Raw genomic sequence first — 25176 nt, forward strand, 5'->3', positions numbered from 1 at the left:
TTGAGACCCAACGCGTTGCGTGGCGAAGGTGACGAATGGGGTCAAGCTGGGTACAACCACGGGCGTGGTGATCGATGTGCGTCTGCGGCCGGCAGACCCCCTGAGAATCGAGGTGCCGGCCACCGCGGATCGACTGGCACAGATTCGCCGCGATCTTCTCGGGTGGATGGAACCGATCGGCGTGCCCGACGCCGTGGGCGCCGATATCGTGCTCGCGGTCAACGAGGCCGCCACCAACTGCGTCGAACACGCCTACCGGGACTGTCCCGACGGTGTGATGGTCGTCGAAGCGAGCGCCGAGGAGGGGCGGATCGTGGTCTGTGTGTCCGATCACGGCCAGTGGCGAACCCCCAGCACCGAGCCGACCACGCGCGGCCGCGGCCTGCCGATCATCCGCGCGGTGGGCGACGGCGTGGATGTCTGTCCATCCGCGTCGGGCACCACCGTGCGCATCGACTTCGACGTGACCGAAGCCGAGCGCCGGTCAGGAATTGGGTAGCCGAACCACCTGAACGAAGAACTCGTCGATCTGGCGGACGGCGTTCATGAACTGGTCGAGATCGACGGGCTTGGTGACATAGGCGTTGGCGTGCAGTTTGTAGCTGCGCAGGATGTCTTCCTCGGCCGACGAGGTCGTGAGCACCACCACGGGGATGTGGCTGAGTTCGGCGTCGGATTTGATCTGCTCGAGCAACTGCCTGCCGTCGTATTTCGGCAGGTTCAAGTCGAGCAGGATCAGGTCGGGCCGCGGCGCGTCCGCATACTTGCCTCGGCGGTAGAGGAAGTCAAGCCCCTCCTCACCGTCGTGCGCGACGTGCAGGGTGTTCTTGATCTTGTTGTGCTCGAACGCTTCTCGGGTGATCAGTTCGTCACCCGGGTCATCCTCGACGAGAAGCACGTCGATAGCCCGGCCGTCCAGTGTCATGCAGTTGATCCTTCCATCTCGGCCGCGACCGGTTCATCGACGACGCAGGGAATGGTGAAGCGGAACCTGGTGCCCTCGGTGTGGCCGGTGTCGATCCAGATGTTACCGCCGTGGTGCTCGACGATCTTCTTGCACAGTGCGAGGCCGATGCCCGTCCCCGTGTAGACCTCGCGGCCGTGCAGCCGCTGGAAGATCACGAAGACCTTCTCGGCGAACTCCTCGGGGATGCCGATCCCGTTGTCGGTGACCGTGAAGACCCACGAGCCCTCACGTGTGCCGTCACCGACCGCGCAGTCGATGACGATTCGCGGTCTCGCGTCGGGTCTGCGGAACTTCACCGCGTTGCCGATCAGGTTCTGCCACAGCATCGTCAGCAGGGTCGGGTCGCCCTTGACGGTGGGCAGCGGCTCTCCGGTGCGAACCACTTCGGCACCCGACTCCTCGATCGAGGTGGCCAGGTTGTCGATCGCGTCGGCCAGCAGGGCATCGAGGTCGACGTCGGCTTCGGCTGCGCCGAGCCGGCCGACGCGGGAGAACGTGAGCAGGTCGTTGATCAGCACCTGCATGCGCTTGGCACCGTCGACGGCGAAGCGGATGTACTCGACGCCACGCTCGTCGAGCTTGTCGCCGTAGCGCTTCTCGATCAGCTGGCAGAACGAGGCCACCTTGCGCAGTGGTTCCTGCAGATCGTGCGACGCGACATAGGCGAACTGTTCGAGTTCGGCGTTCGACCGCTGCAACTCCAGTGCCTGCTCGCCGAGTTGCTCCCTGGCCGAGCGCGACGCCGCCAGTTCGTCGACTATTCGCTGCCGCATGTCCTCCACATCCGACGCGATCGCCTGGATGTCACGCGGGCCCCGCACTGAGATCTTCTCGTCGAAGTTGCCCTCGGTGATCCGGCGGCACGACTCGGCGAGCCTCTCCAGCGGACGCGTGACGGCCTTGCGGACCAGTACGGCAAGCACGATCCCTACGACGAGCAGCGCCACGACGATCGCGCTCAAGAAGGTGTCGCGCCATTTCTGCATTGCGACAAGCTGGTCGACGGCGTTCTGCCGGGCCTGTGCCAGGTCGCGGTTCTGCTGGTCGAACAACACGCGCAGCGCGTCGAACGCGGCTTTGCCGCGTTCGGCCGTGGTGGCGTCCAGAACCTTGGGCACTCCGGGCGTCACCGAGGCGATCAGCGGGTCCGCATACGACGTGCGCCATGCAGCGGCGGCCCGTTCGATCGCCTGCAGATCGTCGATCAACTCCTGGCGGTGGCCGATACCCTCGCGGACCCGCCGCGCGGCGTCGCTCTCTGCTTGCTGTCCGGCGAAGTACGGCTCGAGGAACTGCCGATCGGCGGCGATGGCGTATCCGCGGATGGCCGTCTCCTGGTCCCGAAGGGCGGCCTGCAGTTGATAGGCCGCCACCCGGGCGGGCTGGATGCCCAGGTTCAATTCGCGCGAGACGTCGTCGGTCCGGTTCAACAGCAGCGCACCGGCGATCGCGCCCGCGACGACCACTATGCCCATCAGCGACAGCAGCAGGTTCTGCCAGCCCTGGACCGTCAGGCGCGCTCTCATCCGGCGGCTGTCCGCTCCACCCGTACAACGGCGATGTCGTCGCTGATCCCGCCGACCGACTGGGCGCGGCGCTCGACGTCGTCGATCAGCGCGGTGACGAACTCGCGACCGGGAAGGTGCGCGTAACCCCTGGCGACTTCGAGTAGACCGGCCTCACCGAGGCGTTCGGTTCCGCGACCGGAGCGTCCCTCAAACAGCCCGTCGGTCAGCAGCACCAGTCCGTACCCGGGGGGCAGTTCGAAGACGTTCAGCGGCCACTCGTTGCCGTAGAGGCCCAGCGCGGGGCCCACCTGGGGTTCGAGCCATTCCACGGTGTTCGGTCCGTGCAGCAACATGCCCGGATGACCGGCCGAGACGACGTTGAAGGAGAGGTTGTCGGTCGACATCGCGACGCTGATCACCGTCGCGAAGATGCTCGAGCCGGGCCGTTCGGTGCTCAAAATCCGTTCCAGTTGGCGCATGCGCTCGTTGCCCCGCAACCCGGCGAATGTCAACGCGCGCCAGCCGATCCTCAGCGCGACGCCGAGCGCGGCCTCGTCGGGCCCGTGGCCGGCCACGTCACCCACCATGACGTGCACGGTGCGATCGGGCGTCTGGACGAAGTCGTAGAAGTCGCCGCCGAGCAGGGCGTGCTGCCTACTGGGCCGGTATTCGGCGACGATGTCGACCCCGGGTTGTTCCAGAAGCAGCGGCGACGGCAGCAGTCCCCGCTCGAGGCGAGCGTTCTCCATGGCACGCAATTCGCTGGCGTGCAGTTCCACCGAGGTCAGCTCGGCGCGTTTGCGTTCGACCGCGTAAAGCAGTGCCCGGCGCAACGTCTCCGGTTCGACACGGCCCTTGACGAGGTAGTCCTGGGCGCCGGCGGCGACGGCGGAAATGCCGAAGTGCTCGTCGTTGAGCCCGGTCAACACGACGATGGGCATCGTGATGTCGCGCCTGGCGACCCGGTCGAGCGCCTTGATGCCGTCGGCGTCGGGAAGGTTCAGGTCGAGCAGCACGCAGTCGGGACGGAAAAGCTCCAGGTGTTGTTCGGCGTCCTCCATCGACGGGGCCCACGTGACGCTGATGTCGGCGTCGGCGTCGGCGATCAACTCCTCGACCAGGATCGCGTCACCGCGGTCATCCTCGATGAGCAGCACCGAAAACGGGCGCAGGGCAGCACCACCGCCGGCCGAGGCTGAGGGGTCCTGGTCGTGAAGCGCGCGCATATACCAATTCTCTCGGGTTGGTCACCGCGGTCGCCTCGACCTCTGCTTCAGTGACAAATCGTGACAATAGCGTCCTGGAACGATGTGTATCCGCCCTACCGCTACGACGCTCTCACCCTAACGTGCGGGCTCTCAAGGCAGCCATCCTGCGGGTCGATCGGCAGAGAGACGCGATCGATGAGGGACATCAGGTTCTTTGGCGGTGGCGGAGGGATTTGAACCCTCGGACGGGGGTTACCCGTCACACGCTTTCGAGGCGTGCTCCTTAGGCCGCTCGGACACGCCACCGTGTGGCAGCTTACCGGGCGCACGCCGGTCTACTCCAATCGCTGCCGGGAGAAGAACGCCTCCAGCGGCGCCGCGCACTCGTCCGCCAGCACGCCGCCGCGCACCTGCGGGCGGTGTGTCAGCCGCCGATCGCGGACCACATCCCACAACGATCCGACGGCGCCCGTCTTGGGTTCCCATGCCCCGAACACCACTCGCGCGACGCGCGCCATCACCAGCGCGCCCGCGCACATGGTGCAGGGTTCGACGGTGACCGCCAACGTGGTTCCCTCCAACCGCCAACCGTCGCCGAGAACCGCCGCGGCGGCCCGGATCGCGAGGATCTCGGCGTGTGCGGTCGGGTCGCCGAGAGCTTCGCGCATATTGACGGCCCGGGCCAGCTCGGTGCCGTCAGCTGAGACGACGACCGCCCCGATCGGCACGTCGCGCGGACCCGCGGTGCGGGCAGCCGCGAGGGCAGCGCGAATCAGCGCCTCATCGTCGAGGGTCATCGGGGATCGTGCGCAATCACCGACCCATACGGTCGAGTACGGCCGACAACTCGTCGGCGAAGCCCATCTCGCGCGCGATCCGGCCCAGCTGTTCGTCGGCGTAGAGGTCGGATTCGTCGAGAATGACGCCGAGCACCCCCTCGGGCAGCCCGATGTCGGAAAGCAGACCCAAGTCGCCCTCTTCGAACGGTTCGGCCTCCTCGAGTTCCTCGGGCTCGATGTCCGCGTCGAGCATCTCCAACGCCTCCGCGGCGATGTCGTAGTCCAGCGCGGCGGTGGCATCCGACAGGAACAGCCGTGCGCCCGCCGGGGCGGGGCGCACGATCATGAAGAACTCGTCGTCGATGTCCAGCAGCCCGAATACCGCTCCCGCGCTGCGGATTTCGCGCAACTCGGTCTCGGCGGCGGCGAGGCTGGTCAGGGCCGCCCTGTGCAGCGGCGCGCATCGCCACTTGCCGTCCTCACGGACGACAGCAACGCCGAAGCCGTCAGGAGTGTCCGTGGACTGCTCCCGCGCTTGTGCACGCTGTGCTCCCATGTCGGCCTACGGTAGTCGCCGACCATGCCCTTGACCAGCAGTCGGCACCGAGCCTGACGTCGGTCAATGACGCTTCATATGCCAACCTTGGAAGGTGACCAACACACCGGTTTGCGTGCTCGGCCTCGGGCTGATCGGCGGCTCGGTCATGCGCGCCGCGGACGCCGCCGGGCGGGAGGTGTTCGGCTACAACCGCTCGCTGGAAGGCGTTCAGGCGGCCACCACCGACGGGTTCGACGCCACCGAAGACCTCGACGCCGTGCTGAGGCGGGCTGCGGCCGACAATGCACTGATCGTGCTGGCGGTGCCGGTGCCTGCGCTGGGCCAGATGCTCGGCCACGTCCGCGAAACGGCTCCGGACTGTCCGCTGACGGACGTGATAAGTGTGAAAAGTGCTGTCCTGCAAGAGGTTCAGGCGTATGGGCTGCTGGAGCGCTTCGTCGGTGGTCACCCGATGGCGGGCACCGCGCACTCGGGTTGGGCGGCGGGCAACGCCCGGTTGTTCGTCGGCGCGCCGTGGGTCGTCAGCGTGGACGATCATGTCGATCCGCAGGTCTGGACGCTGGTCATGAATCTGGCTCTGGATTGCGGCGCGGTCGTCGTCCCGGCCCGTTCCGATGAACACGATGCGGCCGCCGCGACGATCTCTCATCTGCCCCACCTGCTGGCCGAGGCGCTGGCGGCCACCGCCGGCGAGGTCCCGCTGGCGTTCGCCCTTGCGGCTGGGTCCTTCCGCGACGGCACCCGCGTCGCGGCCACCGCGCCGGACCTGGTCCGGGCGATGTGCGAAGCCAACGCCGACGAACTGCTGCCGGTGTTGGACCGCACGTTGGAACTGCTCAGCCGCGCGCGCGATGCGCTCGCGGAACACAAGCCGCTGACCGAACTGGTCGACTCCGGGCACGCCGCCCGGATTCGCTACGACAACTTCGGCAGGCCGGAGATCGTCACGATCGTCGTCGGCGAAGAGCGGTGGCGCGAGGAACTGGCCGCGGCCGGCCGCGCCGGTGGGGTGATCAGATCCGCTCTGCCAACCCTGGGTAGTCGAGGATGAACCCGTCTTCGTCGACGCTGATCGTGGTGTCGGCGACGGGTGTGTGCAACTTGATGCCGTCTTCGGCGCTGCTGTAGCTGATCACCGCCGTCTCGACCGACAGGTCCGGCACTCGCACGTACACCACCGGACAGCTGATCGAATCCGACCGTTGATACAGCCCGGTACGCCGAATCGGCAGTGCGTTGAAGAACGGGCTGAAGATGACGTCGACGTCCAGCGCGCCGTCGTACGCGGCGCGGCGCGACTCCCCGGTGTGCTGCTGAACCAGCCACATGTTCTCGTCGTCGCGGGCGATCGACAGCTGCCGTTCCCGCTCGGCGAGTGTGACGGTCATCGACAGCCGTTTGGTGGCGCCGGCCTCGTCGGTCACCAAGTCATAGGAAGCGGAGAACGCCGGGTGAAAAGGCGTCGCGGCGGCCACGATCCTGCCGTACGCCTTGATGCGTTTGGCCGACACATGCACCCGGACCGATTCCATCCGCGGGACGTCGTGTGCCCGCCACGTCAGGATCGCCGGCCATGTCTTTTCGGAGCCGCCTGCTTCACTCACCCCTATACCGTATGCGAAGGGTCCCCTTGTTCGTAACCGTGCTTCGTCGTTGCTTTTTCGGGCGCGCTGTGACGTTGCGCGGCCTGGTTTCGTAAGTGAGTTGCTCCCCACGAGCCACCGCAGGTTGGGCTCATCGGGAACCGCGAGAACCGTTGCCACCAGACGAGCCGCCGGTGCCGGCGCCGCGGCTTCGAGTCTTGATTCGACCGTCCACGTCAAATGCGGTTTGCCGCGGGCGGGAAAGGGCAAAGATGGACCTATGAGCACCGATCCGCATGGGGCGTCAGCGCACAACGAGCCGGAACCCTACGGTCCGCCCAACCCCGGGCCACCGGTTCCGCCGACGGACGGCGAGATGGCCGATCGTACGTCCCCGTCGGTGAAGAAGGTCCATTTCACCCGCGCGGCCGCGCTGTGGTCGGCGGTGATCGCAGGTTTCCTCATCCTCATCCTGCTGCTGATATTCATCGCGCAGAACACCGAGTCGACCGAGTTCGCCTTCCTCGGGTGGCACTGGTACATGCCGCGGGGTGTGGCGATCCTGTTCGCTGCGGTGTGCGGCGGCCTGATCACGGCGCTGGCCGGAGCAGCGCGCATGGTCCAACTGCGCCGCGCCGCCAAGAAGAACTACAAAGCCGCCCTGCGTTAGCGCAGCGACTCGAGCCCGGCGGCGACCAACGGAGCGACCGCGTCGTCGACCATGGTGACGAAGTCGGACGGCGCACCGCCCACCCGGCCGCGGTAGGCAATGCCCGCCGCGATGATCGCCAGCTTGAAGTACGCCAGGCCCATGTAGAAATCCCAGTGATCCAGCGGCTGACCCGAGGCCACCGAATACCGTTGCGCCAGTTCGTCTTCCGGGGGAATCAGTGGTGACGCCCAGGCCGCGTCGGCATGCACCAGGTTGAACATGGGGTGGCGGTACACGCACATCAGGGCGGCGTCGCTGATCGGATCGCCCAGGGTCGACATCTCCCAGTCCAGCACCGCCAGCACCTTGGTCCCGTCGGTGGCGTCGAGCATCGTGTTGTCGATGCGGTAGTCGCCGTGCACGATCGCGCTGCGGCTCTGCGGCGGGATCGTCTCTGCGAGCGCCGTGTGAAGCCGCTTGACGTCGTCATCGCGTTCGTCCCCACCATTGATGTCGCGGCGCACCAACTCCCACTGTCCACCCCAGCGCTTGACTTGGCGCTCGAGATATCCGGTGGGCTTTCCGAAGTCGCCGAGGCCGACCTCCTCGGGGTCCAGGGCGTGCAGGTCGGCGAGCACCTTGATCAACGCGTCGACGCAGGCTTCGATGTCGGCCTGGTCGCCGAGCGCCTCGAGTTCGGAGGTGTGACGGATCACCCGCCCTTCGACATACTCGACCATCTGGAACGGCGCGCCGAGCACCGAGTCGTCGTTGCGCATGGTCACCGCTCGGGGGACTGGCACGGCGGTGTTCTGCAACGCCGAGATCACCTTGTACTCGCGGGCCATGTCGTGCGCCGACGGTGTCAACCCGTGCAGCGGGGGCCTGCGCAGCACCCACTTCGATCGGTCGTCGCACACCAGGAAGGTCAGATTGGAGCGGCCGCCGGAGATCAACTCGGCGCGCAGGTCACCGGAGCGGGCGATGCCCTCCGAACGCAGATGACGGTCGAGGGCGTCGAGGTCGAGCCCCTCCAGGGACGTCGGCGGTGAAGTCACGGAATCTGTCTACCACTGCTGATTTCTGGGCAGCAGGTCCCATACGTGCTCGGTGGAGTTGACGCCGGCGACGAAGAACGTCTTACGCGACGACGAGTACAGCAGCCGGGTGATGCCGGCGTAGTCGACCTGCACGCACAGCAGGCGCTCGGTGCCCATGACGTCGTGAACCAGGGCGTTGATGACGCCGCCGTGGCTGAACAGCGCGACGGTGTCCTCCCGTTCGGCGGCCTTGACGATGTCGTCCACCCCGGCCTTGACCCGGTCGACGAACGCCGACTTGTCGACGCCGCTGGGCAGCTCACCGTTGGCGAGGCGTCGCATGTCCTCTTCGGAGATCTCTTCGACCGGTGTGTAGTGCGAGAGGTCGCGGTCGTATTCGGCCAGCCGGTCATCGATGTCGATCGACAGGCCGAGCGCCTCTGCGACCGGCTCGGCGGTCTGGATCGCGCGCTTCTGCGGGCTGCTGACCAACCGCGTGATCGGGAACCGCGCCAACGCGTCGGGCAGACGCTTGGCCTGTTCGATGCCCTCTTCGGAGAGGTCGGGGTCGGAGCCCTGCCCCGGCTCGCTGCGGAGCGGCAGAGCATGTCGAATGATGAGCAACTGCACCGTGCCACCATATGGCCCATGGGTACCGACAAGGATTTCGCCGCCGAGCTCTTCGATCTTTCCGACCGCGTCGTGCTGGTCACCGGCGGAAGCCGCGGGCTGGGCAAGGAGATGGCTTTCGCCGCCGCGCGGTGTGGCGCCGACGTGGTGATCGCCAGCCGCAAGTACGAGTCCTGTGTGGCGACGGCCGAGGAGATCACCGCCGCGACCGGCCGTGCTGCGCTGCCCTACCAGGTGCACGTCGGGCACTGGGATGAGCTCGACGGGTTGGTCGATGCGGCCTACGAGCGGTTCGGCAAGGTCGACGTGCTCATCAACAACGCGGGGATGTCGCCGCTTTACGAGTCGCTGCCCGCCGTCACGGAGAAGCTTTTCGACTCGGTGATCAACCTCAACCTGAAGGGTCCGTTCCGGTTGTCCGCGCTGATCGGTGAACGCATGGTCGTCGACGGTGGGGGATCGATCATCAACGTGAGCTCGAGTGGTTCGCGCCGCCCCCGCCCCGAGCAGCTGCCCTATTCAGCGGCCAAGGCGGGGCTCAACGCGCTGACCGAGGGGCTGGCCCTGGCCTACGGCCCGACGGTGCGGGTAAACACGCTGATGCCGGGTCCGTTCCTCACCGACATCAGCAAGGCGTGGGACATCCCAGCGACGCAGAAGGGTGCGCAGCACTTCGCGTTGCAACGTCTCGGCGAGCCGCCCGAGATCGTCGGCGCCGCACTGTATTTGATGTCGGACGCGTCGAGCTACACGTCGGGTTCGATCATCCGCGTCGACGGCGGCATACCTTAGGGGCGAAACCACTAGGGCGTGACGATGTTGAAGGCCGGGTCGGGGCGGTCCAACACCGCGATCAACGACTGCAGCGCGCCGGTGTCGCCGGAGACGTCGAGTCCGGGTGAGCTGTCGTCGCCCGCCGCCAGCGCGAGCAGGCGCAGCTTGCCGGCCACTTCGACGGTCGCCTGGGCGGACGCCTCGTCGGCGGCCACCTTGCGGTGCACCAGCACGCCGTTGCGCAGCGTCAACCGGTAATTGGTGGCGGTGTCGAGGAAGGTGATGTCGACGGAGATGTCGAGATCCCACGCGCGCGGCCCGTTCACGGTGATCGCGAGCGCGTCGAAGATCCGTTCGGGCGCCAGTTGCATCACCATCGACGTCGACGCGGTCTGGGTGGGCGTGCCGAAATTGCCTTCGCGAAGTTCAGTCGCTCCGGAGAGAAAGAAGTTGCGCCACACCGCGTTCTCCGCGCCATAGGCGAGCTGTTCGAATGTGTCGGCGTAGAGTTCGCGAGCGGCGTTGTGGCTCTCGTCGGTGAACGTGGCATGGTCCAGAAGCGTTGCAGCCCAACGGTAGTCACCTTGCTCGAAGGCCTCGCGCGCTATCTCGACCACGCGGTCCAGGCCTCCCATCGCGTCGACATAGCGAGGGCCGGCGGCTTCGGGTGGATGCGCCCACAGTCGTCCCGGGTTGCCGTCGAACCAGCCCATGTAGCGCTGATACACGGCCTTGACATTGTGGCTGACCGACCCGTAGTAGCCGTGTGCGTGCCATGCCTTCTGTAACGCCGGCGGAAGTGCGAAGTCCTCGGCGATCTCGATACCGGTGAAGCCCTGGTTCAGCTGGCGCAGCGTCTGGTCATGGAGATACGCGTACAGATCCCGTTGCAGCGACAGGTATTCGACGATGCGGTCCCTGCCCCAGGTGGGCCAGTGATGAGACGCGAACACGACGTCGGTGCGGTCGGCGAACGTGTCGATCGCCTCCGTCAGGTAGCCGGCCCAACCGTGCGGATCACGCACCAGCGCACCCCGCAGCGTCAACAGGTTGTGCAGGTTGTGAGTGGCGTTCTCGGCCATGCACAGCGCGCGGAACTTCGGGAAGTAGAAGTGCATCTCGGCGGGCGCCTCGGTGCCCGGCGCCATCTGGAACTCGATCTCGATGCCGTCGACCGTGTGCGTCTCGCCGGTCTGTCGGATGTCCACCGTCGGAACGATCAGCGCCACTTCACCCGTCGACGTCACCTGTCCCAGACCGCATCCCACCTGCCCCTGTGGTCCGCGCGGCAGCAGCGCGCCGTACATGTAGCTCGCTCGGCGCCCCATGGCGGTGCCCGCATACACGTTCTCCTGCACGGCGTGTTCGGTGAAGTGTTCGGGCGCGAAGATCGCGACCCTGCCCGCGTCGACGTCGGCCTGAGAGGTGACGCCTAGGACGCCCCCGAAATGGTCGACGTGGCTGTGGGTGTAGATAACCGCTGTGACGGCACGATCACCCCGGTGTTCGCGGTACAGCGCCAGCGCCGCCGCCGCGGTCTCCGTGGAGATCAGTGGGTCGATGACGATCACGCCGGTGTCACCCTCGACGAACGTGATGTTGGACAGGTCGAATCCGCGCACCTGGTAGATGCCCTCGATCACTTCGTAGAGGCCTTGTTTGGCGCACAGCCGACTCTGCCGCCACAGGCTGGGGTGCACCGAGGGCGGGGCATCCGCATCGAGAAACGAGTACGCGTCGTTGTCCCAGACCACCCGGCCGTCGGCCGCCGTGATCTCACAGGGATCCAGCGCCGCGATGAAGCCGCGGTCGGCATCCTCGAAGTCTGTCGTGTCGTCGAACGGCAACGCCGTGAGGTGCTCGCGGTGTGCGGACTCGATGACGGCGGTGGGCGGCTTCTGCTGCATGGCGACACGATATTCACCTTCGCGCCGGCGCGGAGCTGGTTCACTGACCCCCATGGAGTACGCCGCGTGGTGACCGATAGTCGTGCGATCAACCCTGGTGCTCGGCCAGCCACCGATCGGCCCGGCGTCTCGAAGCACGCGAGAGCCACGCGTCCTGGATGAGTTCGGTCAGCTCGACCTTCCCGATCTCCCGTAATCGGCTGGCGCGCACCAGAACCGAAGGATGGCCCTCGAAGCGGTCGGTGGTGAAGAACGGGGAGTGGGGATCTTGAACCAGCGCCAGCTTGTCCATCTCCGATTCCACCCAGATCATGATCACGTCGGCGTAGCGTTCCCCGGTCTTCGGATCCTCGGCGTCGGGCTGGGGCGTGCGGAAGAACACAAACGATTTTCCGCCCACTTGGTAGATCGGGTTGCCCTTCGGGCCCTCGATGCGCTTGACGTGCGGCATCGACGAGGCGATCTCGTGGACGTCGGCGATCCGCGCCGGCCGGTCACGCATGGCGGTCCAGGGCATGCAGGATGACGTCGGCGAGGGTGCCGTTGTGCACCGTTGCGGTCATGTACGTGCAGTGGGGCTGGCGTCGCCGGTCGGTTGGCGAGCCCGGATTCAAAAGTCGCAGACCGGTTTTCGTGGTCGTATCCCATGGGATGTGACTGTGGCCGAACACCAGCACGTCGGTGCCGGGATAGGCCTTGGCCATGCGCGCTTCACGACCGGTCGCCGCGCCGGTCTCGTGGACGACGGTGAAGCGCAGCCCGGCGAGTGTGACGTCGGCTCGCTCGGGCAGTCGGCGGCGCAGTTCGGCGCCGTCGTTGTTGCCCCAGCATGCGACCAGGCGCTTGGCACGCGCCTCGAGCGCGTCGAGCAGCGGCGGTTCCACCCAGTCGCCTGCGTGCACGACGACGTCGGCGTCCGCCACTTCCTCCCACACACGGGCGGGCAGGTCCTTGGCGCGCTTGGGAACGTGAGTATCGGCGATCAGCAACAGCCGCACTGTTCCCAATCTAGCCAATGCCCCCGCCCGCGGCTGGCGTCAGCCCTCGGGGCTCGGTGACAGGCCGGCCTCCGACTGGTCGCGTTTGCGCTGCGCGAGGTGGCGGTCCTCATCGGCGGCCTCGCGGTGGCGGGCCGATGACTCCTCGTTCACTTCGGGGGCGGGCATGCCGCGGCGGATCGAGTCCTGTTGTGTGTCGGCGAGTTCGTCGTGTCGCTTCGCGGATCGCTCGAAGCTCTTGGCTGCGGACAGCCCAACGTGCGCCGCGCGCTCGCGGGCCCGGGCGGCCCGTCGCTCGGCTTCGTGTACCTCGTCGAGGGCGTGGCTTTGTTGCGGTGGTTCACGATCGGTGGCCATGACGCACTGAATACCCGCCTGGCCGACACTTACCAGAATCGAAAGCGCGCGCCCGAAGGGATTCGAACCGTTACCGCGAGGGCGGACGAAGTGCCGCAACCTGCTGGCAGCCGCCTGATCGCTCAGGCGACGTTGCCCTCAAGGGGCTTCCCGTGGCGGTACCCACGGCCATGACGACCGCCGTTTTGTGGGTTTCCAGCGGGCTCGTTTTTCGTCGCCCCGCAACTCGGGGAGGACGCGTCGTCAGCAATCCGGTACGCAACGGCAGCCAGGTTGCGGGCGGCATTTTGATCTCGATCCATCGACATTCCGCATGCATCGCAAGAAAACACCCATTGGGACGGACGCAGATTGGCTTTCACCGCGCCGCATCCCGCACATGTCTTTGAGCTTGGATAGAACCGGTCAGCAATGAGCAAGCTGCCGCCCCTCCAGCAAGTCTTGTACTTCAACTGTCGTCGCAATTCACTCCAGCCCGCGGCAGATATCCCGCGCGCCAAGTGCGGATTACGGAGCATGCCCGCGATGTTCAGGTCTTCGACCACGACGGTTTCGAAGCGCTCCGCAAGACGCGTGGTCAATCGATGCAAAGTCTCGGTCCGATGGTTCGCTATCCGAGCGTGCTGGCGATCAACCTCTGCAGCTGCACGAATCCAACGTCGAGAGGGAGTTGTCCCCGTACGTCGGTCCGGACCGACCCGCCTTGCAGCCCTACGCTGCAACCGGCGCAGCCTCTTCAGTGAGGTTTCGTATCGCGCCGGGTTCGGAACAACCCCGTTAGCATCGGAGAGGCCGGGGACCGGGGTCGACAAGACCGCTAGATTGCGGATGCCCAAGTCCACACCGACGACGTGATGCGGCCGGACGTCAAGCGCCGGAGAGTCGTAAACCTCGACGGAGAACGACACGAACCACCGACCGCGGGTGAAGGTAACAGTCGCTGATCTGATCCGCGCCGATCCTCGGTCGACGCGTCGAGCGAGTTTTCGAGTTGACTCGTGGGTGCGCACCTTCCCGATGCGGGGCAGTTTGACGTGTCGCCGGTCTGAATTGATGAGACCGAAGACGCCAGTGGTGAATCGGCACGACAGGTGGCTCTTCTTGGTCTTGAATCTAGGGAATCGCGTCGGTCGGCCTCGTCGATCACCTGATTGAGACGCTACCCAATTCCTCAATGCTGTCGCGAGGTTGGCCAAGCCGGAGGAGTACGCCTCCTTCGAGTTCTCCTGCCACCAAGGCGCGATCTCGCTCTTGACGCTGTTCCAGGTTTTGCGCAGGGAGTACGCCGACCAATTCAGCGCCGGGGTCAGTTCTTGGTCGGAAAGTCCGTAAGTGCGTTCTGCCGCGCGCTGTTCCAGATTCGCTTTGACGAGGCGCAAACCCCAGTTGTACGCGAAGCGCTGCGCGCCGCAGTGTGATCGCAACTGCTCTTCCTGCAGCGGCGTGGGCTCGAGCGCGAATCGGTACGCGCGAATATGCGGCTTGTCTGAACGGTGGTCGGCGTAATCGACCTCTCCAGCCGACTTGTCACTGCTCATGAGGCGGAGTCTCCCATGGAGGTCCGACATCTTCGGGATCGTCGGCTCGCGACATTCCCGTTGCGCGCCCGGAGAGACTCGAACTCCCAACCTTCTGATCCGTAGTCAGATGCTCTATCCGTTGAGCTACGGGCGCAGGTCGATCTTCAGTTGTCGGCTGAGGATCAGCCGCGGCGGAGGCGAGAGGATTTGAACCTCCGGTCGCCTTTAAGGGCGACAACTCATTAGCAGTGAGCCCCATTCGGCCGCTCTGGCACGCCTCCTGACGATTACCGCCGATCCGACAGCGTACACATGGGCCGCCGCGCGAGGCAAAGCGCATTCGGCCGACCCATAAACTGGTCCGGTGACCGTCCGGCTGCGCCCCGAACTGGCTGATCTGCCCGCCTACACCCCCGGTAGGACGGTTCCCGGAGCGATCAAGATCGCCAGCAACGAGACCGTGCATCCCCCGCTGCCGAGCGTGCGCGCCGCGATCGAGGACGCCGTCGGCAACGTCAACCGCTACCCCGACAACGGCTACGTCGAACTGCGCGAGCGGCTCGCCAAGCACGTCAACTTCGCCCCCGAACACATTTCGGTGGGCTGCGGGTCGGTCAGCCTGTGTCAGCAGTTGATCCAGATCACCTCGACCGTCGGAGACGAGGTGCTGTTCGGTTGGCGCAGCTTCGAGATCTACCCGCTGCAGGTGCGAACGGCGGGGGCCACGCCCGTGCCGGTGTCGCTGACCGACCACACTCACGACCTCGACGCCATGCTTGCCGCGATCACCGACCGCACCCGGCTGATCTTCGTCTGCAATCCGAACAACCCGACGGGCACCGTCGTCGCACCCGACGCGCTCGCCCGTTTCGTCGCCGCGGTGCCGCCGCACATCGCGATCGCGCTCGACGAGGCCTACGTCGAGTACATTCGCGAGCCGATGGTTCCCGACAGCCTGGCCTTGGTCCGCGCCCATCCGAACCTCGTTGTGCTACGGACGTTTTCGAAGGCCTACGGGCTGGCCGGTCTGCGGGTCGGATACGCGGTGGGCGACCCGGATCTGATCACCGCGATCGGCAAGGTGTACGTACCGTTCACCACGACCAGCGTCTCGCAGGCCGCTGCGATCGCTTCCCTGGACGCCGCCGACGAACTGCTCGAGCGCACCGACGACGTCGTCGCCGAACGCACCCGGGTCACCGCGGCACTGCGCGACGCGGGCTACACCGTGCCCGAGTCGCAGGCCAACTTCGTCTGGCTCCCCTTGCCCGGGCGGGCCCAGCGGTTCGCCGAGGCGTCGGCGGACAACCGCATCATCGTGCGGCCCTACGGTGACGACGGCGTGCGCGTCACCGTGGCCGCGACGTACGAGAACGACGCGTTCCTCGATTTCGCCCGCCGATGGATAGGACAGACATGAGCGACGCCCGCGAGACCTTCACCGAACTCAAGGAGCGCACCGGCACCATCTCCGACTCCGAGCTCGACGACTTCTGGGCCAAGCTTGCTCCCGCCACCATCGACTTCATGATCGGCGAGTGGCAGGGCGGCGAGTTCCATACCGGCCACAAGGCCAACGGATTCATGGAGCGCCTCAACTGGTTCGGCAAGACCTTCGTGTCGGCGACCGACGCCAAACCGCTGGTGTGCCTGGACGCCGACGGCAACAAGTTCTCCAACACCGAGGCGATGAAGGGTGAGGCCAGCCTCTGGATGGAGGAGTTCCGCGGCGAGGTGACCGCCTCGATGGTCTACGACGGCGCCCCCGTCCACGACCACTTCAAGGTCGTCGACGAGAACGCCGTCGTCGGGATCATGAACGGCAAGGGCGCGCTCGACGGCACCCGGCACCTGTACTTCTACCTCGAGCGGGTGTAGCGCTCGCGAGATCAACACCAGGGTCGTCAGGATGGGCGATCCACGACCCTGGTGTACGCCTCGCGAAGTGGCTAAGCCTCGCGAAGTGGCTAAGCCTCGCGAAGTCCTAGGCCCGCCGACCGGTATAGGCGAGCAACCGCGTGAGCGCGTCCGCGTCGTCGGCGACGTCGATCGCGTCGTCGAAGCCGGCGTTGACGCGACCCTCGGGCGTGATGATCTTGCGCGCCAGCCCCAACACGTAGTCGGACAACGGCTCGGGGGCGTTGACCTCGCGTCCGACCGCTGCCGCGTAGTCCCAGGCATGCACCAGAAACTCGATCGACAGGATGCCGACCATCATTCGAGCGGGGACGTCGTTTCCGCGGAAGTCCACGGTGCCATCCAGCCCGCGACGCTGCCAGGCATCCAGCGCTGACCGCGCCGCGAACACCACCTGCTGCTCGATCGGCGCGTCGCGGTCGCGCTCGGGCAACTGCGCACCCGCCATGGCGCCGAGTGTGCTGATCGAATTGAGCAGGTGGTCGGTCAGCGCTGCCACGTCGAACTCCCGGCACGGTGTGCGCTTGTGCAGATCGTCGTCGGCGATGCCGTGAAGCACATGCTGCAACACGGCGAACGACTTCTCCGCGCTACGCAGTTCGTCGGTCGGCGGTGAATCGGGTCCTGCACGCAGGTCGTCGGGCATGACGCCACGCTACGTCGCCGATGGGCATATCGTTGCCGTGATGAAAACGCACGTGCGATTGGCGGCGACGGTGCTGGTTCTCGTCGGTGTCACGACGGGATGCCAGCGCACCACCGAGGGCTCCGTCGCGATGACCACCGAGCCGGGTCCGCCGTTGACTTCGCCGGCGCGGCCGACGTCGCCCTCGATTCCGGGGCTTCCCGATATCGGTCTTCCCGAGATTCCGCTGCCGACCCGCAACACCGACGTCCCGGTGGTACCGGCGCCGCCGAATGCCTTGTCGATGCAGTGCTCCGAGTACAACGGGCTCGACGAGGCGTCCCAGGTCGCGGTGATCCGCGAGATCCTCAAGCAGGAGGGCAACCCGCTCGGGCCCGACGGAGAGGGCATCGGCCAGATGCTCGTCGACGCCGCCTGCCAGTTCCTGCCCAGCGCCACCGTCAACGAGGTGCTCCTGGGCAAGCCGCCGCCGTGACCCGCGCCGCGACGAACTAGCGTGTTGCCCCATGGGCCAGACCTACGAATCCGTCACTGTTGACATCTCCGATCACGTCGCGCGGGTGACGCTGATCGGACCCGGCAAGGGCAACGCCATGGGCCCGGCGTTCTGGGCCGAGATGCCCGAGGTGTTCGGCACGCTGGATGCCGACCCGGAGGTGCGCGCCATCGTGCTGACCGGCTCGGGCAAGAACTTCAGCTACGGGCTCGACCTGGTCGCGATGGGCGGCAGCCTGCCAGGCCTGGAGTCCGGCGCAAAGGGCCGGCTCGAGTTCCACACGACGCTGCAGAGGATGCAGGGCGCGATCAACGCGGTCGCCGACTGCCGCACCCCCACCATCGCCTCGGTGCACGGCTGGTGCATCGGCGGTGGCGTGGACCTGATCAGCGCCGTGGACATCCGCTACGCGAGCGCCGACGCGAAGTTCTCCGTGCGTGAGGTGAAGTTGGCGATCGTCGCCGACGTGGGCTCGCTGGCCCGCCTCCCGCTGATCCTGTCCGACGGACATCTGCGCGAACTGACGCTGACGGGCAAGGACATCGACGCGGCCAGGGCCGAGAAGATCGGTCTGGTCAACGACGTGTACGACGACGCCGACGCCTCGCTTGCCGCAGCGCATGCGACCGCCGCCGAGATCGCCGCCAACCCACCCCTGACGGTGCACGGCATCAAGGATGTGCTCGATCAGCAGCGCATCGCCAGGGTGTCGGAGAGTTTGCGCTATGTGGCAGCGTGGAATTCGGCTTTTCTGCCGTCGAAGGATCTGGGCGAGGCGGTGACGGCGATGTTCCAGAAGCGGCCGCCGAAATTCACCGGCGAATAGGCGTCCAATCGAGTTCGGCCTTGGCTTTCGCGTTCGACAGCGGAAGCCAGGTGTCGCCGAAGGCGGTGACGCCGTAGGGCGCCACGAGCCTGACCGCCATTCGCGGAATGCGCAGCTGTCGAAGACGTCCCATCTTCTCGCCCAGCTCCCGGATGTAGTCGTTGAACGACTGCGGCCGGTCGTCGACGATGTTGTAGATCTGGCCGCCCCGCCCGCGGTCGAGTGCGGCCGCAGTGGCCTTCGCGACGTCGTCGATGTGGATCCAGGACACGACGCCGCTTCCTCCCATATCCAGCGCCACCCGCCATCTCGCCATCCGCGTGAACAACTCGTCGTGCGGCACACCGGGTCCGTAGAATGCGCCGTAGCGCAACACGATTCCCTCGGTGTCACTGCGCTCACCGGAGGCCAGGACCTTCTGCTCCATCCCGCGCAGCGCCGCCAACATCGCCTCTCCACCAGGCGGGGCCGGGCCGGGATAGGGATCGCTCTCGTCCATCAGCGCCGGACCCGTGGTCGGGTATCCGTATGCAAACATCACGGATTCGGCGACGACGCGCCGGACACCGGCACGCTGCGCCGCGGCCAACAGATTCGGCGCACCGGTACCCCACAGCTTCCTCGCGGGCTCGAAGTCTCTGGCCCGCATGGGCCCTCGTTTCGGCAGCGTGGTCAACAGCGAAACCACGACCTCCGGACCGATATCGGCAACCACCTTGTCGATCTCGCCGGCGTCGAACACGTCGGCGACCACGGGTTCGGCTCCCGCAGACGTGATCTCACGAATCTTGTTCGGTGACCGCGTCAGCCCGATGACCTCGTGGCCGCGGGCGTGGAGTTCACGCAACAGCGGGCGGCCGGGCACACTCGTCGCACCGGCCACCAGAACACGCATCATGGCCTCCGATCGGCAATGGCGCTGGCGCGCAGCGCGATCGCGAGGATCGCGGTGGTGAGCACCAATCCGCCGGCTTCCAGCCAGCCGATCCAGTCGCCCGCTCCATGGTGGGGATCGATGAGGTGGCTGACCGAGTGCAGCGCCCAGTGCAGCGTCGCGAATGCCAATGCGGGAGTGCGCCACGTCCTCCACCGAACCGCCGCGAGCAGCATGAGACCCTGCGGCACTTCGAACGTGGCGTTGTCGAAGATGTAGTGGTCATTTCGTGCGCCGAAGTTGCCGAGCGTATCGAAGAAGGCGCCGGGGGCGAACATCATGAACAGCCCCACCGCCAGGGCGTACAGCCCGAACACGATGAGCGTCACTTCGACGAACCCGGCCCTTGTGCGCGTCGGTGTCGATGTCATACGGTCACGCTAGTGCGCCACTGGCCTCAAGATAGGCACCACTTTGATCGCGAAATCGGGTACCACTTCGGGTCCGGAGCTGCTAGTGGAACTCGACCGCGACGCCACCGATCCGCTGCACCGCCAACTCGCCGACAGGCTGCGGACAGCCATCAGGACGGGCCGCCTGACACCGGGCACCCGCCTGCCGTCCAGTCGCGTGTTCGCCGCCGACCTGGGAGTGTCCCGTCGGCTCGTGGTTGACGCCTACAGCCAGCTCGTCGCCGAAGGGTTCCTGCTCAGCAGGCACGGGTCGGGCACGGTGGTCGCCACGGTCGACAGCGTCGAGGAACCGGCACGCGGCCACGACGGGCCGACGGCCCGCTACGACGTCGACTTTCAGCCGGGGTCGCCAGATCTGGGGAGCTTCCCCCGTGACGCGTGGCTGCGGGCACTGCGGCAGGGACTGGCCGAGATCGGCTCGGATGCCTTCGGCTACGTCTCCCCCCAGGGGCTGTTCACGACGCGGTGCGCGGTGGCCGACTATCTGCGGCGCGCCCGCGGTGTGCTGGCCGACCCGCATCACATCGTGCTGTGCTCCGGAGCGACGCAGGCGGTGGCGCTGCTCGCCCAGTCGCTGCCCACCGCATCGCTGGCGATGGAGGAACCGGGATTCTGGTTACATCGAATGGTGCTGCGCAACAACGGGATAGAACCGGTGCAGGTTCCTGTGGACGACGACGGGCTCGACGTCGGTGCACTGGCGGATAGTGGCGCCGAGGCGGTGCTCACCACCCCCGCGCACCAATGCCCGACCGGGTTCGTGCTGTCGGCCGCGCGGCGTACCGAGCTGATGGACTGGGCGCGAGCCGATCACTTGGTCGTCGAGGACGACTACGACGCCGAGTACCGCTACGACCGCGCGCCGGTCGGCGCGTTGCAGGGAATCGCACCCGACCGTGTGATCTATGTCGGCTCGACCAGCAAGACACTGGCGCCCGGGCTTCGCATCGGCTGGATGGTGCTGCCCGCACAGCTCGTCGCCGACGTCGTTCGCGCGAAAGGGCTTGCAGATACCGGTAGTTCGGTGATGGACCAGTTGGCATTCGCGCACCTGCTGACCTCGGGCGGCTATGACCGGCATCTTCGCCAGATGCGCCGCCGCTACCTCATGCGCCGCAACGCATTACTGCGGGCTCTGAACAGGTACCTGCCACAGGTGACCGTGCTGGGTGCGGCCGCTGGATTGCAACTGACCGTCTGTTTTCCCGACGGCTTCCCGATCGAGGAGCTGGTGCACAGGGCCGCAGCACAGCGCGTACGGGTCGAACCGCTCGCACCGTGCTACGCCGACTCCGAGTCGGCGCCTCCGGGTCTGCTCTTGGGCTACGCGAACCTCACTGAGTCGCAGATCGATTCGGGAGTGCGGATATTGGCTGGCGCGATGCCATAGGTCGCCGCCGCCACAACATGGGCGGGATGTGGGATCGTTTTTGGTCCTTGACGTCCGACGTCGTCCTGAAGCGATATCGGCCTCGGTGTATTTGTCGGGGACCGGGATCACGGTGGCCGGGTCAGGTGAGAAGCGTGACCCGCCAAGTGGTTCGATCAGGTCGTCGCCTCGGAAGTCGACAAGCAGTTGGACGCCGGAGCGCAGCAACTGTGAAGACGCCTCACACACTCGAAACAAGGCAAGTGAGCGGTGGCGGAGGGATTTGAACCCCCGGACGGTGTTAGCCGTCTCTCGCTTTCAAGGCGAGTGCATTAGGCCGCTCTGCCACGCCACCGCCGACAAGAGTACGGGGCGGCTCACTTAGTCGCGATGGGGAATCCCCTCAGACCCGGCCGAGCTTGGCGTTCATCGACCCGTTCTTGAGCGCGACGCTGATCCGCCTGCAGTTCTCGCCCATCGCCGCGACCTGGGGCCGCGACAGCCGGTCCAGGAAATGCGCTCTTACGCTGTCGCCGTAGGTGACCATCGCATCGCGTACCGCGGTCCGCCCGTCGTCGGTGATGCTGGCGAGCACTCCACGGCCGTCGTCAGGACTGGCCCCGCGACGCACCAGGCCCCGCATCTCCAGGCGACGGATCTGCCGGGTGACCCGGCTGGGCAACGACATCAAACACTCGGCGAGGTCGCCCATTCGGGCCGATCCCGTCGCTGACTTGTCCAGCATGTCGAGCAGCCTGACGTCGTTGAGCGTCAGATGATGTTTATCCACCAGCGACCGGTTCAAGGTCGCGTACAGCCGAAGCGCGGCGTCCAAGAAATTTTGCCAGGACCGCTGCTCCGCGATGTCCAGCCCCGGCATATCCCCCGCGGTACGACCCCCGATAATCCCCTCCATGCGGCCATAGTAAACGGCCATATTGTTGCTGTTGACCGATTCGTCAGACTGTTGTCGCAGGCTAGTAGCGTTATCTGAATGCATGCGATCGTGGCCGGGCCCGAAGGCCGATTGACCTGGCAAGAAGTTCCCGACATCGCGCCGAATGACGACGAGCTGCTGATCAAAGTGGCCTCCGCCGGCATCAACCGGGCCGACCTGCTGCAGGCAGCGGGCAAATACCCACCACCGCCGGGCGCCAGCGAGATCCTCGGTCTCGAGGTCTCCGGGACGGTCGAGGCGGTCGGCGACAAGACCTCCGAATGGTCGGTGGGACAACGAGTCTGCGCGTTGCTGGCGGGCGGCGGCTACGCCGAGTACGTCGCCGTCCCGGCCGGGCAGGTGATGGCGATTCCGGACTCGGTGTCCCTGCACGAGGCCGCCGGCCTGCCCGAGGTGGCCTGCACCGTGTGGTCGAACCTGGTGATGACCGCCGGCTTGACGACGGGGCAGCTCGTCCTCATACACGGGGGCGCCAGCGGCATCGGCACCCACGCCGTCCAGGTCGCCCGCGCGCTCGGATGCCGCGTCGCCGTGACCGCTGGGTCCGCCCACAAGCTGGACCTGTGTGCCGAACTCGGGGCCGAGGTGACGATCAATTACCGCGACGAGGACTTCGTCGAACGGGTCAGGGCCGAGGGCGGTGCCGACGTGATCCTCGACATCATCGGCGCGGCCTACCTCGACCGCAACATCGACGCGCTGGCCTCCGACGGCCGTCTGGTGATCATCGGGATGCAGGGCGGGGTGAAGGCCGAACTCAACATCGGCAAGCTGCTCGGCAAGCGCGCGGGTGTCTTCGCCACCGCTCTTCGCGCGCGCCCGGTCAGCGGTCGGGCAAGCAAGGGTGAGGTCGTCGCCGAGGTGGTCGCCAACGTCTGGCCGATGGTCGAGAGCGGTCAGGTGCGGCCGATCATCGGGGCCGAGTACCCGGTGCAGGAAGCCGGCGCGGCGCACGAGCTGCTGCAGTCCGGCGAGGTCTCGGGGAAAGTGCTTCTGCGCGTGGCGGATTAACGCTTCTCAGCCCAGCGAGGCCAGCGTACGTACCAGTTGATCGACCTCAGCGGTGGTGGTGTAGTGCGCCAATCCGACCGTCACCGCGCCGCCGACGTCGTTCACGCCGATCACGTCCAGCACCCGCGAACTCGCATTCGATATCGCCAAGATTCCGTTGTCGGCCAGGCGCTGCACCACCCGCTCGGCGGGCACGCCGTTGACCGCGAAACTGAGCACAGGGATTCGCGATTCGGGCTGACCGATGATCATGACCGTCGACAGCGACCGCAGCGAGATCAGCAGATAGTCGAACAGCCGGCTCATATAGGCGTTCGCGGAGTGCATCGACATCGCCAGGCGTTCGCGGCGCGTGCCGCGCGCGCTCTCGTCCAGGGAGGCCAGATACTCGATGCTGGCCACCACTCCGGCCAGCAAGCCGAACTGATGCGCGCCGACTTCGAGCCGAGCCGGCCCGGTCGCGTGCGGATCCAGCGATACCGAACCGAACGAGTCGATGAGCGCGGGATCCCGAAAAACCAAGGCTCCGATGGGTGGGCCGCCCCACGCCAACGCGTTGACCGCCACCACGTCGGCGTCGATCTCGTCGAGGTCGATCAACTGGTAGGGCGCGGCCGCGGAGTGGTCGACGACGACCAGCGCACTCTGATCGTGTGCCAGCTTCGTCACCGCGCGCAGATCGGTCACGGTGCCCAAAGTCGATGAGGCAGAAGTGATCGCGACCAACCGCGTCGATTTGGTGACCAGACTCTCCCACTGCCAGCTGGGCAGTTCGCCGGTCTCGATGTCCACCTCGGCCCACTTCACCTTGGCCCCATAGCGATTCGCGGCACGCAGCCACGGCGCAATGTTCGCCTCGTCATCGAGACGGGTGACCACCACCTCATAACCGAGACCGACACGCGACGACGACGCGTCCGCCAGCGACGTCAACAAAATTGCGCGGTCGGCGCCCAGGACCACACCACGGGGATCGGCGTTGACCAGATCGGCCACGGCCAGCCGAGCGGCCTCCAGCACCGCCGCGCTGCGCTGCGCCGACGGGTGCGGACCGACCGGAGTGGGCATGGACCCACGGAACGCCGTCGACACCGCTCGGCCGACGGTGTCAGGCAACAACATGCCGTGCTGGGCGTCGAAACGCACCCAACCGTCGCCCAGAGAGGGGTGCAAACCGCGCACCCGGGCGACGTCGTATGCCATGCCAGCCCACCTTCGAGCGTCCGTGAGTTCGCCAACCCACACGATTCTGGCCGATGATCGGCCCGACCCGCCATGTCGGACTGGGTCTGCTGGGCAGCCATACTAGTCCAGTGACCTTGCCGTTCCGAGCGTTGAACCCGTCGTCGTTGCTGGTCACCCGCACAGTGCGACAAGAAAGCGACGAGAGGTTAACGTGCGAGCGCATTCACGATGGTGGTACGAGGTGAGCCTGTTTGCCCCGGCGCCTGGGGCGATCTGGGGATGGATTTGCGGTGATCGGCCGAAGTCCGCTTGCGCCCAGCGTGGCGACCGCCTCGCGTACGACCAGACTAGTGTCGCTAGATGGTTCGCGGTCGAGGGCGGGATCGCGAGGCTGGCGCGACGAATGGCGTGGAGATTAGAGGGAACGCAGGGACTATGACCGACGACGACAACATCGAGATCATCAGCGGTGACGACAGCGGCGCCGAGAACGAGGAGGACAGGGACGGCAGGTCGCTGACCGACCTCGTCGAGCAACCGGCGAAGGTGATGCGGATCGGCACCATGATCAAACAGCTCCTCGAGGAGGTGCGCGCGGCGCCGCTCGACGAGGCCAGCCGCAACCGGCTCCGCGAGATCCACCACACCAGCATCACCGAGCTCGAGGACGGCCTGGCCCCTGAACTGCGCGAGGAGCTCGAGCGGCTCACGCTGCCGTTCACCGAAGACGCGGTGCCTTCGGACGCCGAGCTGCGTATCGCGCAGGCCCAATTGGTCGGTTGGCTGGAGGGTCTGTTCCACGGCATCCAGACCGCGCTGTTCGCCCAGCAGATGGCCGCGCGCCAGCAGCTGGAGCAGATGCGGGGACAGGGTGCGCTGCCCCCCGGGGTGGCGATGCGCGGCGCTCCGTCGCATCCGGGAACCGGACAGTACCTCTGA

The 25176-nt window shown here is 66.5% G+C and carries 29 protein-coding genes and 4 tRNA genes; 11 read left to right on the plus strand and 22 right to left on the minus strand.

Annotated features, from left to right (window positions below; all coding sequences use genetic code 11):
• The first annotated feature begins 28 nt into the window (after positions 1 to 28).
• Positions 29 to 499, plus strand: coding sequence for an ATP-binding protein (locus AU193_RS02420; RefSeq protein WP_253867558.1), 471 nt, complete (start codon positions 29 to 31; stop codon positions 497 to 499).
• Here the strand turns inward: AU193_RS02420 and AU193_RS02425 are convergent.
• The 6 genes from AU193_RS02425 to AU193_RS02450 form a co-directional block, all read right to left on the minus strand.
• Positions 485 to 925, minus strand: a complete 441-nt coding sequence (locus tag AU193_RS02425) for a response regulator (protein WP_064394836.1) — start codon at positions 923 to 925, stop codon at positions 485 to 487. The two genes, AU193_RS02420 and AU193_RS02425, sit on opposite strands and share 15 nt — an antisense overlap.
• Positions 922 to 2493 carry an ATP-binding protein gene (locus tag AU193_RS02430; protein WP_064420751.1) on the minus strand — a complete coding sequence of 524 codons (1572 nt, stop codon included), beginning with the start codon at positions 2491 to 2493 and terminating at the stop codon, positions 922 to 924. The genes AU193_RS02425 and AU193_RS02430 overlap by 4 nt, the downstream gene beginning before the upstream one ends.
• The gene (locus tag AU193_RS02435; RefSeq protein WP_156425086.1) at positions 2490 to 3701 is read right to left on the minus strand and encodes a PP2C family protein-serine/threonine phosphatase; all 1212 of its coding nucleotides are present in this window, start codon (positions 3699 to 3701) and stop codon (positions 2490 to 2492) included. The genes AU193_RS02430 and AU193_RS02435 overlap by 4 nt, the downstream gene beginning before the upstream one ends.
• A gap of 197 nt (positions 3702 to 3898) precedes the next feature.
• Positions 3899 to 3989 (minus strand) — tRNA-Ser (locus AU193_RS02440).
• A gap of 29 nt (positions 3990 to 4018) precedes the next feature.
• Positions 4019 to 4480: a nucleoside deaminase gene (locus AU193_RS02445; protein ID WP_064420752.1), complete on the minus strand. Its 462-nt coding sequence runs from the start codon at positions 4478 to 4480 to the stop codon at positions 4019 to 4021.
• 16 nt (positions 4481 to 4496) lie between these two features.
• Positions 4497 to 5018, minus strand: coding sequence for a tRNA adenosine deaminase-associated protein (locus tag AU193_RS02450; protein ID WP_064420753.1), 522 nt, complete (start codon positions 5016 to 5018; stop codon positions 4497 to 4499).
• A 148-nt stretch (positions 5019 to 5166) separates the two neighbouring features.
• Between AU193_RS02450 and AU193_RS02455 the strand changes: the two genes are divergently transcribed.
• Positions 5167 to 6072: a prephenate dehydrogenase gene (locus AU193_RS02455; RefSeq protein ID WP_253867573.1), complete on the plus strand. Its 906-nt coding sequence runs from the start codon at positions 5167 to 5169 to the stop codon at positions 6070 to 6072.
• Here AU193_RS02455 and AU193_RS02460 read toward each other — a convergent pair.
• Positions 6035 to 6625, minus strand: a complete 591-nt coding sequence (locus AU193_RS02460) for a putative glycolipid-binding domain-containing protein (protein WP_064420755.1) — start codon at positions 6623 to 6625, stop codon at positions 6035 to 6037. The two genes, AU193_RS02455 and AU193_RS02460, sit on opposite strands and share 38 nt — an antisense overlap.
• A gap of 259 nt (positions 6626 to 6884) precedes the next feature.
• Between AU193_RS02460 and AU193_RS02465 the strand changes: the two genes are divergently transcribed.
• On the plus strand, positions 6885 to 7274 hold the full coding sequence (locus AU193_RS02465; protein ID WP_064420756.1) for a lipopolysaccharide assembly LapA domain-containing protein: 390 nt from the start codon (positions 6885 to 6887) through the stop codon (positions 7272 to 7274).
• On the opposite strand, the gene AU193_RS02470 is transcribed toward AU193_RS02465, so the two are convergent.
• Positions 7271 to 8314, minus strand: a complete 1044-nt coding sequence (locus AU193_RS02470) for a phosphotransferase family protein (protein WP_064420757.1) — start codon at positions 8312 to 8314, stop codon at positions 7271 to 7273. The genes AU193_RS02465 and AU193_RS02470 overlap by 4 nt on opposite strands.
• 9 nt (positions 8315 to 8323) lie before the next feature.
• On the minus strand, positions 8324 to 8926 hold the full coding sequence (locus AU193_RS02475; protein WP_064420758.1) for a histidine phosphatase family protein: 603 nt from the start codon (positions 8924 to 8926) through the stop codon (positions 8324 to 8326).
• A gap of 18 nt (positions 8927 to 8944) precedes the next feature.
• On the opposite strand from AU193_RS02475, the gene AU193_RS02480 reads away from it, so the two are divergent.
• Positions 8945 to 9718, plus strand: a complete 774-nt coding sequence (locus AU193_RS02480; RefSeq protein ID WP_064420759.1) for an SDR family NAD(P)-dependent oxidoreductase — start codon at positions 8945 to 8947, stop codon at positions 9716 to 9718.
• Positions 9719 to 9729: 11 nt separating this feature from the next.
• Here the strand turns inward: AU193_RS02480 and AU193_RS02485 are convergent, their stop codons facing one another.
• The 7 genes from AU193_RS02485 to AU193_RS02510 all read right to left on the minus strand — a co-directional run bounded on the left by AU193_RS02485 (position 9730) and on the right by AU193_RS02510 (position 14763).
• Positions 9730 to 11607, minus strand: coding sequence for an alkyl/aryl-sulfatase (locus tag AU193_RS02485; protein ID WP_064420829.1), 1878 nt, complete (start codon positions 11605 to 11607; stop codon positions 9730 to 9732).
• A gap of 88 nt (positions 11608 to 11695) precedes the next feature.
• Positions 11696 to 12109 carry a hypothetical protein gene (locus AU193_RS02490; RefSeq protein WP_064420760.1) on the minus strand — a complete coding sequence of 138 codons (414 nt, stop codon included), beginning with the start codon at positions 12107 to 12109 and terminating at the stop codon, positions 11696 to 11698.
• Positions 12102 to 12605, minus strand: a complete 504-nt coding sequence (locus AU193_RS02495; protein WP_064420761.1) for a metallophosphoesterase — start codon at positions 12603 to 12605, stop codon at positions 12102 to 12104. The genes AU193_RS02490 and AU193_RS02495 overlap by 8 nt, the downstream gene beginning before the upstream one ends.
• A 39-nt stretch (positions 12606 to 12644) precedes the next feature.
• Complete coding sequence (locus tag AU193_RS02500) at positions 12645 to 12962, minus strand: hypothetical protein (protein ID WP_064420762.1); 318 nt, start codon at positions 12960 to 12962, stop codon at positions 12645 to 12647.
• Positions 12963 to 13084: 122 nt separating this feature from the next.
• On the minus strand, positions 13085 to 14500 hold the full coding sequence (tnpB, locus tag AU193_RS22645) for an IS607 family element RNA-guided endonuclease TnpB (RefSeq protein WP_172798193.1): 1416 nt from the start codon (positions 14498 to 14500) through the stop codon (positions 13085 to 13087).
• Positions 14501 to 14563: 63 nt separating this feature from the next.
• Positions 14564 to 14636: transfer RNA gene (locus AU193_RS02505), tRNA-Arg, on the minus strand.
• Positions 14637 to 14674: 38 nt separating this feature from the next.
• Positions 14675 to 14763: transfer RNA gene (locus AU193_RS02510), tRNA-Ser, on the minus strand.
• Positions 14764 to 14846: 83 nt separating this feature from the next.
• Between AU193_RS02510 and hisC the strand changes: the two genes are divergently transcribed.
• Both hisC and AU193_RS02520 read left to right on the plus strand, forming a co-directional pair.
• On the plus strand, positions 14847 to 15902 hold the full coding sequence (hisC, locus tag AU193_RS02515; RefSeq protein ID WP_064420763.1) for a histidinol-phosphate transaminase: 1056 nt from the start codon (positions 14847 to 14849) through the stop codon (positions 15900 to 15902).
• The gene (locus AU193_RS02520) at positions 15899 to 16360 is read left to right on the plus strand and encodes a DUF4334 domain-containing protein (protein WP_064420764.1); all 462 of its coding nucleotides are present in this window, start codon (positions 15899 to 15901) and stop codon (positions 16358 to 16360) included. The genes hisC and AU193_RS02520 overlap by 4 nt, the downstream gene beginning before the upstream one ends.
• Before the next feature lie 106 nt (positions 16361 to 16466).
• On the opposite strand, the gene AU193_RS02525 is transcribed toward AU193_RS02520, so the two are convergent.
• Positions 16467 to 17045 (minus strand): TIGR03086 family metal-binding protein, encoded by a 579-nt coding sequence (locus AU193_RS02525; protein ID WP_064420765.1) that lies wholly within the window; start codon positions 17043 to 17045, stop codon positions 16467 to 16469.
• A 40-nt stretch (positions 17046 to 17085) separates the two neighbouring features.
• Here AU193_RS02525 and AU193_RS02530 point away from each other — a divergent pair, with 40 nt between their 5' ends.
• Positions 17086 to 17520: a hypothetical protein gene (locus AU193_RS02530; protein WP_064420830.1), complete on the plus strand. Its 435-nt coding sequence runs from the start codon at positions 17086 to 17088 to the stop codon at positions 17518 to 17520.
• Between the two features lie 31 nt (positions 17521 to 17551).
• Entirely contained in the window at positions 17552 to 18367 is an 816-nt protein-coding gene (locus tag AU193_RS02535; RefSeq protein ID WP_064420766.1) for a crotonase/enoyl-CoA hydratase family protein, read from the plus strand.
• Here AU193_RS02535 and AU193_RS02540 read toward each other — a convergent pair.
• On the minus strand, positions 18354 to 19265 hold the full coding sequence (locus AU193_RS02540; RefSeq protein ID WP_253867560.1) for an NAD(P)-dependent oxidoreductase: 912 nt from the start codon (positions 19263 to 19265) through the stop codon (positions 18354 to 18356). The genes AU193_RS02535 and AU193_RS02540 overlap by 14 nt on opposite strands.
• Positions 19262 to 19672, minus strand: a complete 411-nt coding sequence (locus AU193_RS02545; protein ID WP_064420767.1) for a DUF4345 family protein — start codon at positions 19670 to 19672, stop codon at positions 19262 to 19264. Before AU193_RS02545 ends, AU193_RS02540 begins: the two co-directional genes overlap by 4 nt.
• An 85-nt stretch (positions 19673 to 19757) precedes the next feature.
• Here AU193_RS02545 and AU193_RS02550 point away from each other — a divergent pair, with 85 nt between their 5' ends.
• A complete protein-coding gene (locus AU193_RS02550) occupies positions 19758 to 21104 on the plus strand; it encodes a PLP-dependent aminotransferase family protein (RefSeq protein WP_253867562.1) in 1347 nt (448 codons plus the stop codon).
• 247 nt (positions 21105 to 21351) lie between these two features.
• Here the strand turns inward: AU193_RS02550 and AU193_RS02555 are convergent.
• A tRNA-Ser gene (locus AU193_RS02555) sits at positions 21352 to 21438 on the minus strand.
• A 48-nt stretch (positions 21439 to 21486) separates the two neighbouring features.
• The gene (locus tag AU193_RS02560; RefSeq protein WP_064420833.1) at positions 21487 to 21999 is read right to left on the minus strand and encodes a MarR family winged helix-turn-helix transcriptional regulator; all 513 of its coding nucleotides are present in this window, start codon (positions 21997 to 21999) and stop codon (positions 21487 to 21489) included.
• Between the two features lie 78 nt (positions 22000 to 22077).
• Here AU193_RS02560 and AU193_RS02565 point away from each other — a divergent pair, with 78 nt between their 5' ends.
• Entirely contained in the window at positions 22078 to 23052 is a 975-nt protein-coding gene (locus AU193_RS02565) for an NAD(P)H-quinone oxidoreductase (RefSeq protein ID WP_064420768.1), read from the plus strand.
• Between the two features lie 6 nt (positions 23053 to 23058).
• Here the strand turns inward: AU193_RS02565 and AU193_RS02570 are convergent, their stop codons facing one another.
• Complete coding sequence (locus tag AU193_RS02570) at positions 23059 to 24255, minus strand: cysteine desulfurase-like protein (protein ID WP_064420769.1); 1197 nt, start codon at positions 24253 to 24255, stop codon at positions 23059 to 23061.
• 417 nt (positions 24256 to 24672) lie between these two features.
• Between AU193_RS02570 and AU193_RS02575 the strand changes: the two genes are divergently transcribed.
• Positions 24673 to 25176 (plus strand): bacterial proteasome activator family protein, encoded by a 504-nt coding sequence (locus AU193_RS02575; protein WP_064420770.1) that lies wholly within the window; start codon positions 24673 to 24675, stop codon positions 25174 to 25176.

Origin of the sequence: Mycobacterium sp. GA-1285, from assembly GCF_001499905.1 — a bacterium.
In the GTDB taxonomy this organism is placed as follows: domain Bacteria; phylum Actinomycetota; class Actinomycetes; order Mycobacteriales; family Mycobacteriaceae; genus Mycobacterium.

Coding starts and splice junctions, on each gene's coding strand:
- AU193_RS02465 (WP_064420756.1), top strand. CDS start 6,885: ATGAGCACCGATCCGCATGGGGCGTCAGCGCACAACGAGCCGGAACCC.
- AU193_RS02450 (WP_064420753.1), bottom strand. CDS start 5,018: ATGGGAGCACAGCGTGCACAAGCGCGGGAGCAGTCCACGGACACTCCT.
- AU193_RS02445 (WP_064420752.1), bottom strand. CDS start 4,480: ATGACCCTCGACGATGAGGCGCTGATTCGCGCTGCCCTCGCGGCTGCC.
- AU193_RS02500 (WP_064420762.1), bottom strand. CDS start 12,962: ATGGCCACCGATCGTGAACCACCGCAACAAAGCCACGCCCTCGACGAG.
- AU193_RS02530 (WP_064420830.1), top strand. CDS start 17,086: ATGAAAACGCACGTGCGATTGGCGGCGACGGTGCTGGTTCTCGTCGGT.
- AU193_RS02485 (WP_064420829.1), bottom strand. CDS start 11,607: ATGCAGCAGAAGCCGCCCACCGCCGTCATCGAGTCCGCACACCGCGAG.
- AU193_RS02545 (WP_064420767.1), bottom strand. CDS start 19,672: ATGACATCGACACCGACGCGCACAAGGGCCGGGTTCGTCGAAGTGACG.
- AU193_RS02455 (WP_253867573.1), top strand. CDS start 5,167: ATGCGCGCCGCGGACGCCGCCGGGCGGGAGGTGTTCGGCTACAACCGC.
- AU193_RS02425 (WP_064394836.1), bottom strand. CDS start 925: ATGACACTGGACGGCCGGGCTATCGACGTGCTTCTCGTCGAGGATGAC.
- tnpB (WP_172798193.1), bottom strand. CDS start 14,500: ATGAGCAGTGACAAGTCGGCTGGAGAGGTCGATTACGCCGACCACCGT.
- AU193_RS02575 (WP_064420770.1), top strand. CDS start 24,673: ATGACCGACGACGACAACATCGAGATCATCAGCGGTGACGACAGCGGC.
- AU193_RS02430 (WP_064420751.1), bottom strand. CDS start 2,493: ATGAGAGCGCGCCTGACGGTCCAGGGCTGGCAGAACCTGCTGCTGTCG.
- AU193_RS02525 (WP_064420765.1), bottom strand. CDS start 17,045: ATGCCCGACGACCTGCGTGCAGGACCCGATTCACCGCCGACCGACGAA.
- AU193_RS02480 (WP_064420759.1), top strand. CDS start 8,945: ATGGGTACCGACAAGGATTTCGCCGCCGAGCTCTTCGATCTTTCCGAC.
- AU193_RS02560 (WP_064420833.1), bottom strand. CDS start 21,999: ATGGAGGGGATTATCGGGGGTCGTACCGCGGGGGATATGCCGGGGCTG.
- AU193_RS02540 (WP_253867560.1), bottom strand. CDS start 19,265: ATGATGCGTGTTCTGGTGGCCGGTGCGACGAGTGTGCCCGGCCGCCCG.
- AU193_RS02565 (WP_064420768.1), top strand. CDS start 22,078: ATGCATGCGATCGTGGCCGGGCCCGAAGGCCGATTGACCTGGCAAGAA.
- AU193_RS02520 (WP_064420764.1), top strand. CDS start 15,899: ATGAGCGACGCCCGCGAGACCTTCACCGAACTCAAGGAGCGCACCGGC.
- AU193_RS02570 (WP_064420769.1), bottom strand. CDS start 24,255: ATGGCATACGACGTCGCCCGGGTGCGCGGTTTGCACCCCTCTCTGGGC.
- AU193_RS02490 (WP_064420760.1), bottom strand. CDS start 12,109: ATGCGTGACCGGCCGGCGCGGATCGCCGACGTCCACGAGATCGCCTCG.
- AU193_RS02435 (WP_156425086.1), bottom strand. CDS start 3,701: ATGCGCGCGCTTCACGACCAGGACCCCTCAGCCTCGGCCGGCGGTGGT.
- AU193_RS02535 (WP_064420766.1), top strand. CDS start 17,552: ATGGGCCAGACCTACGAATCCGTCACTGTTGACATCTCCGATCACGTC.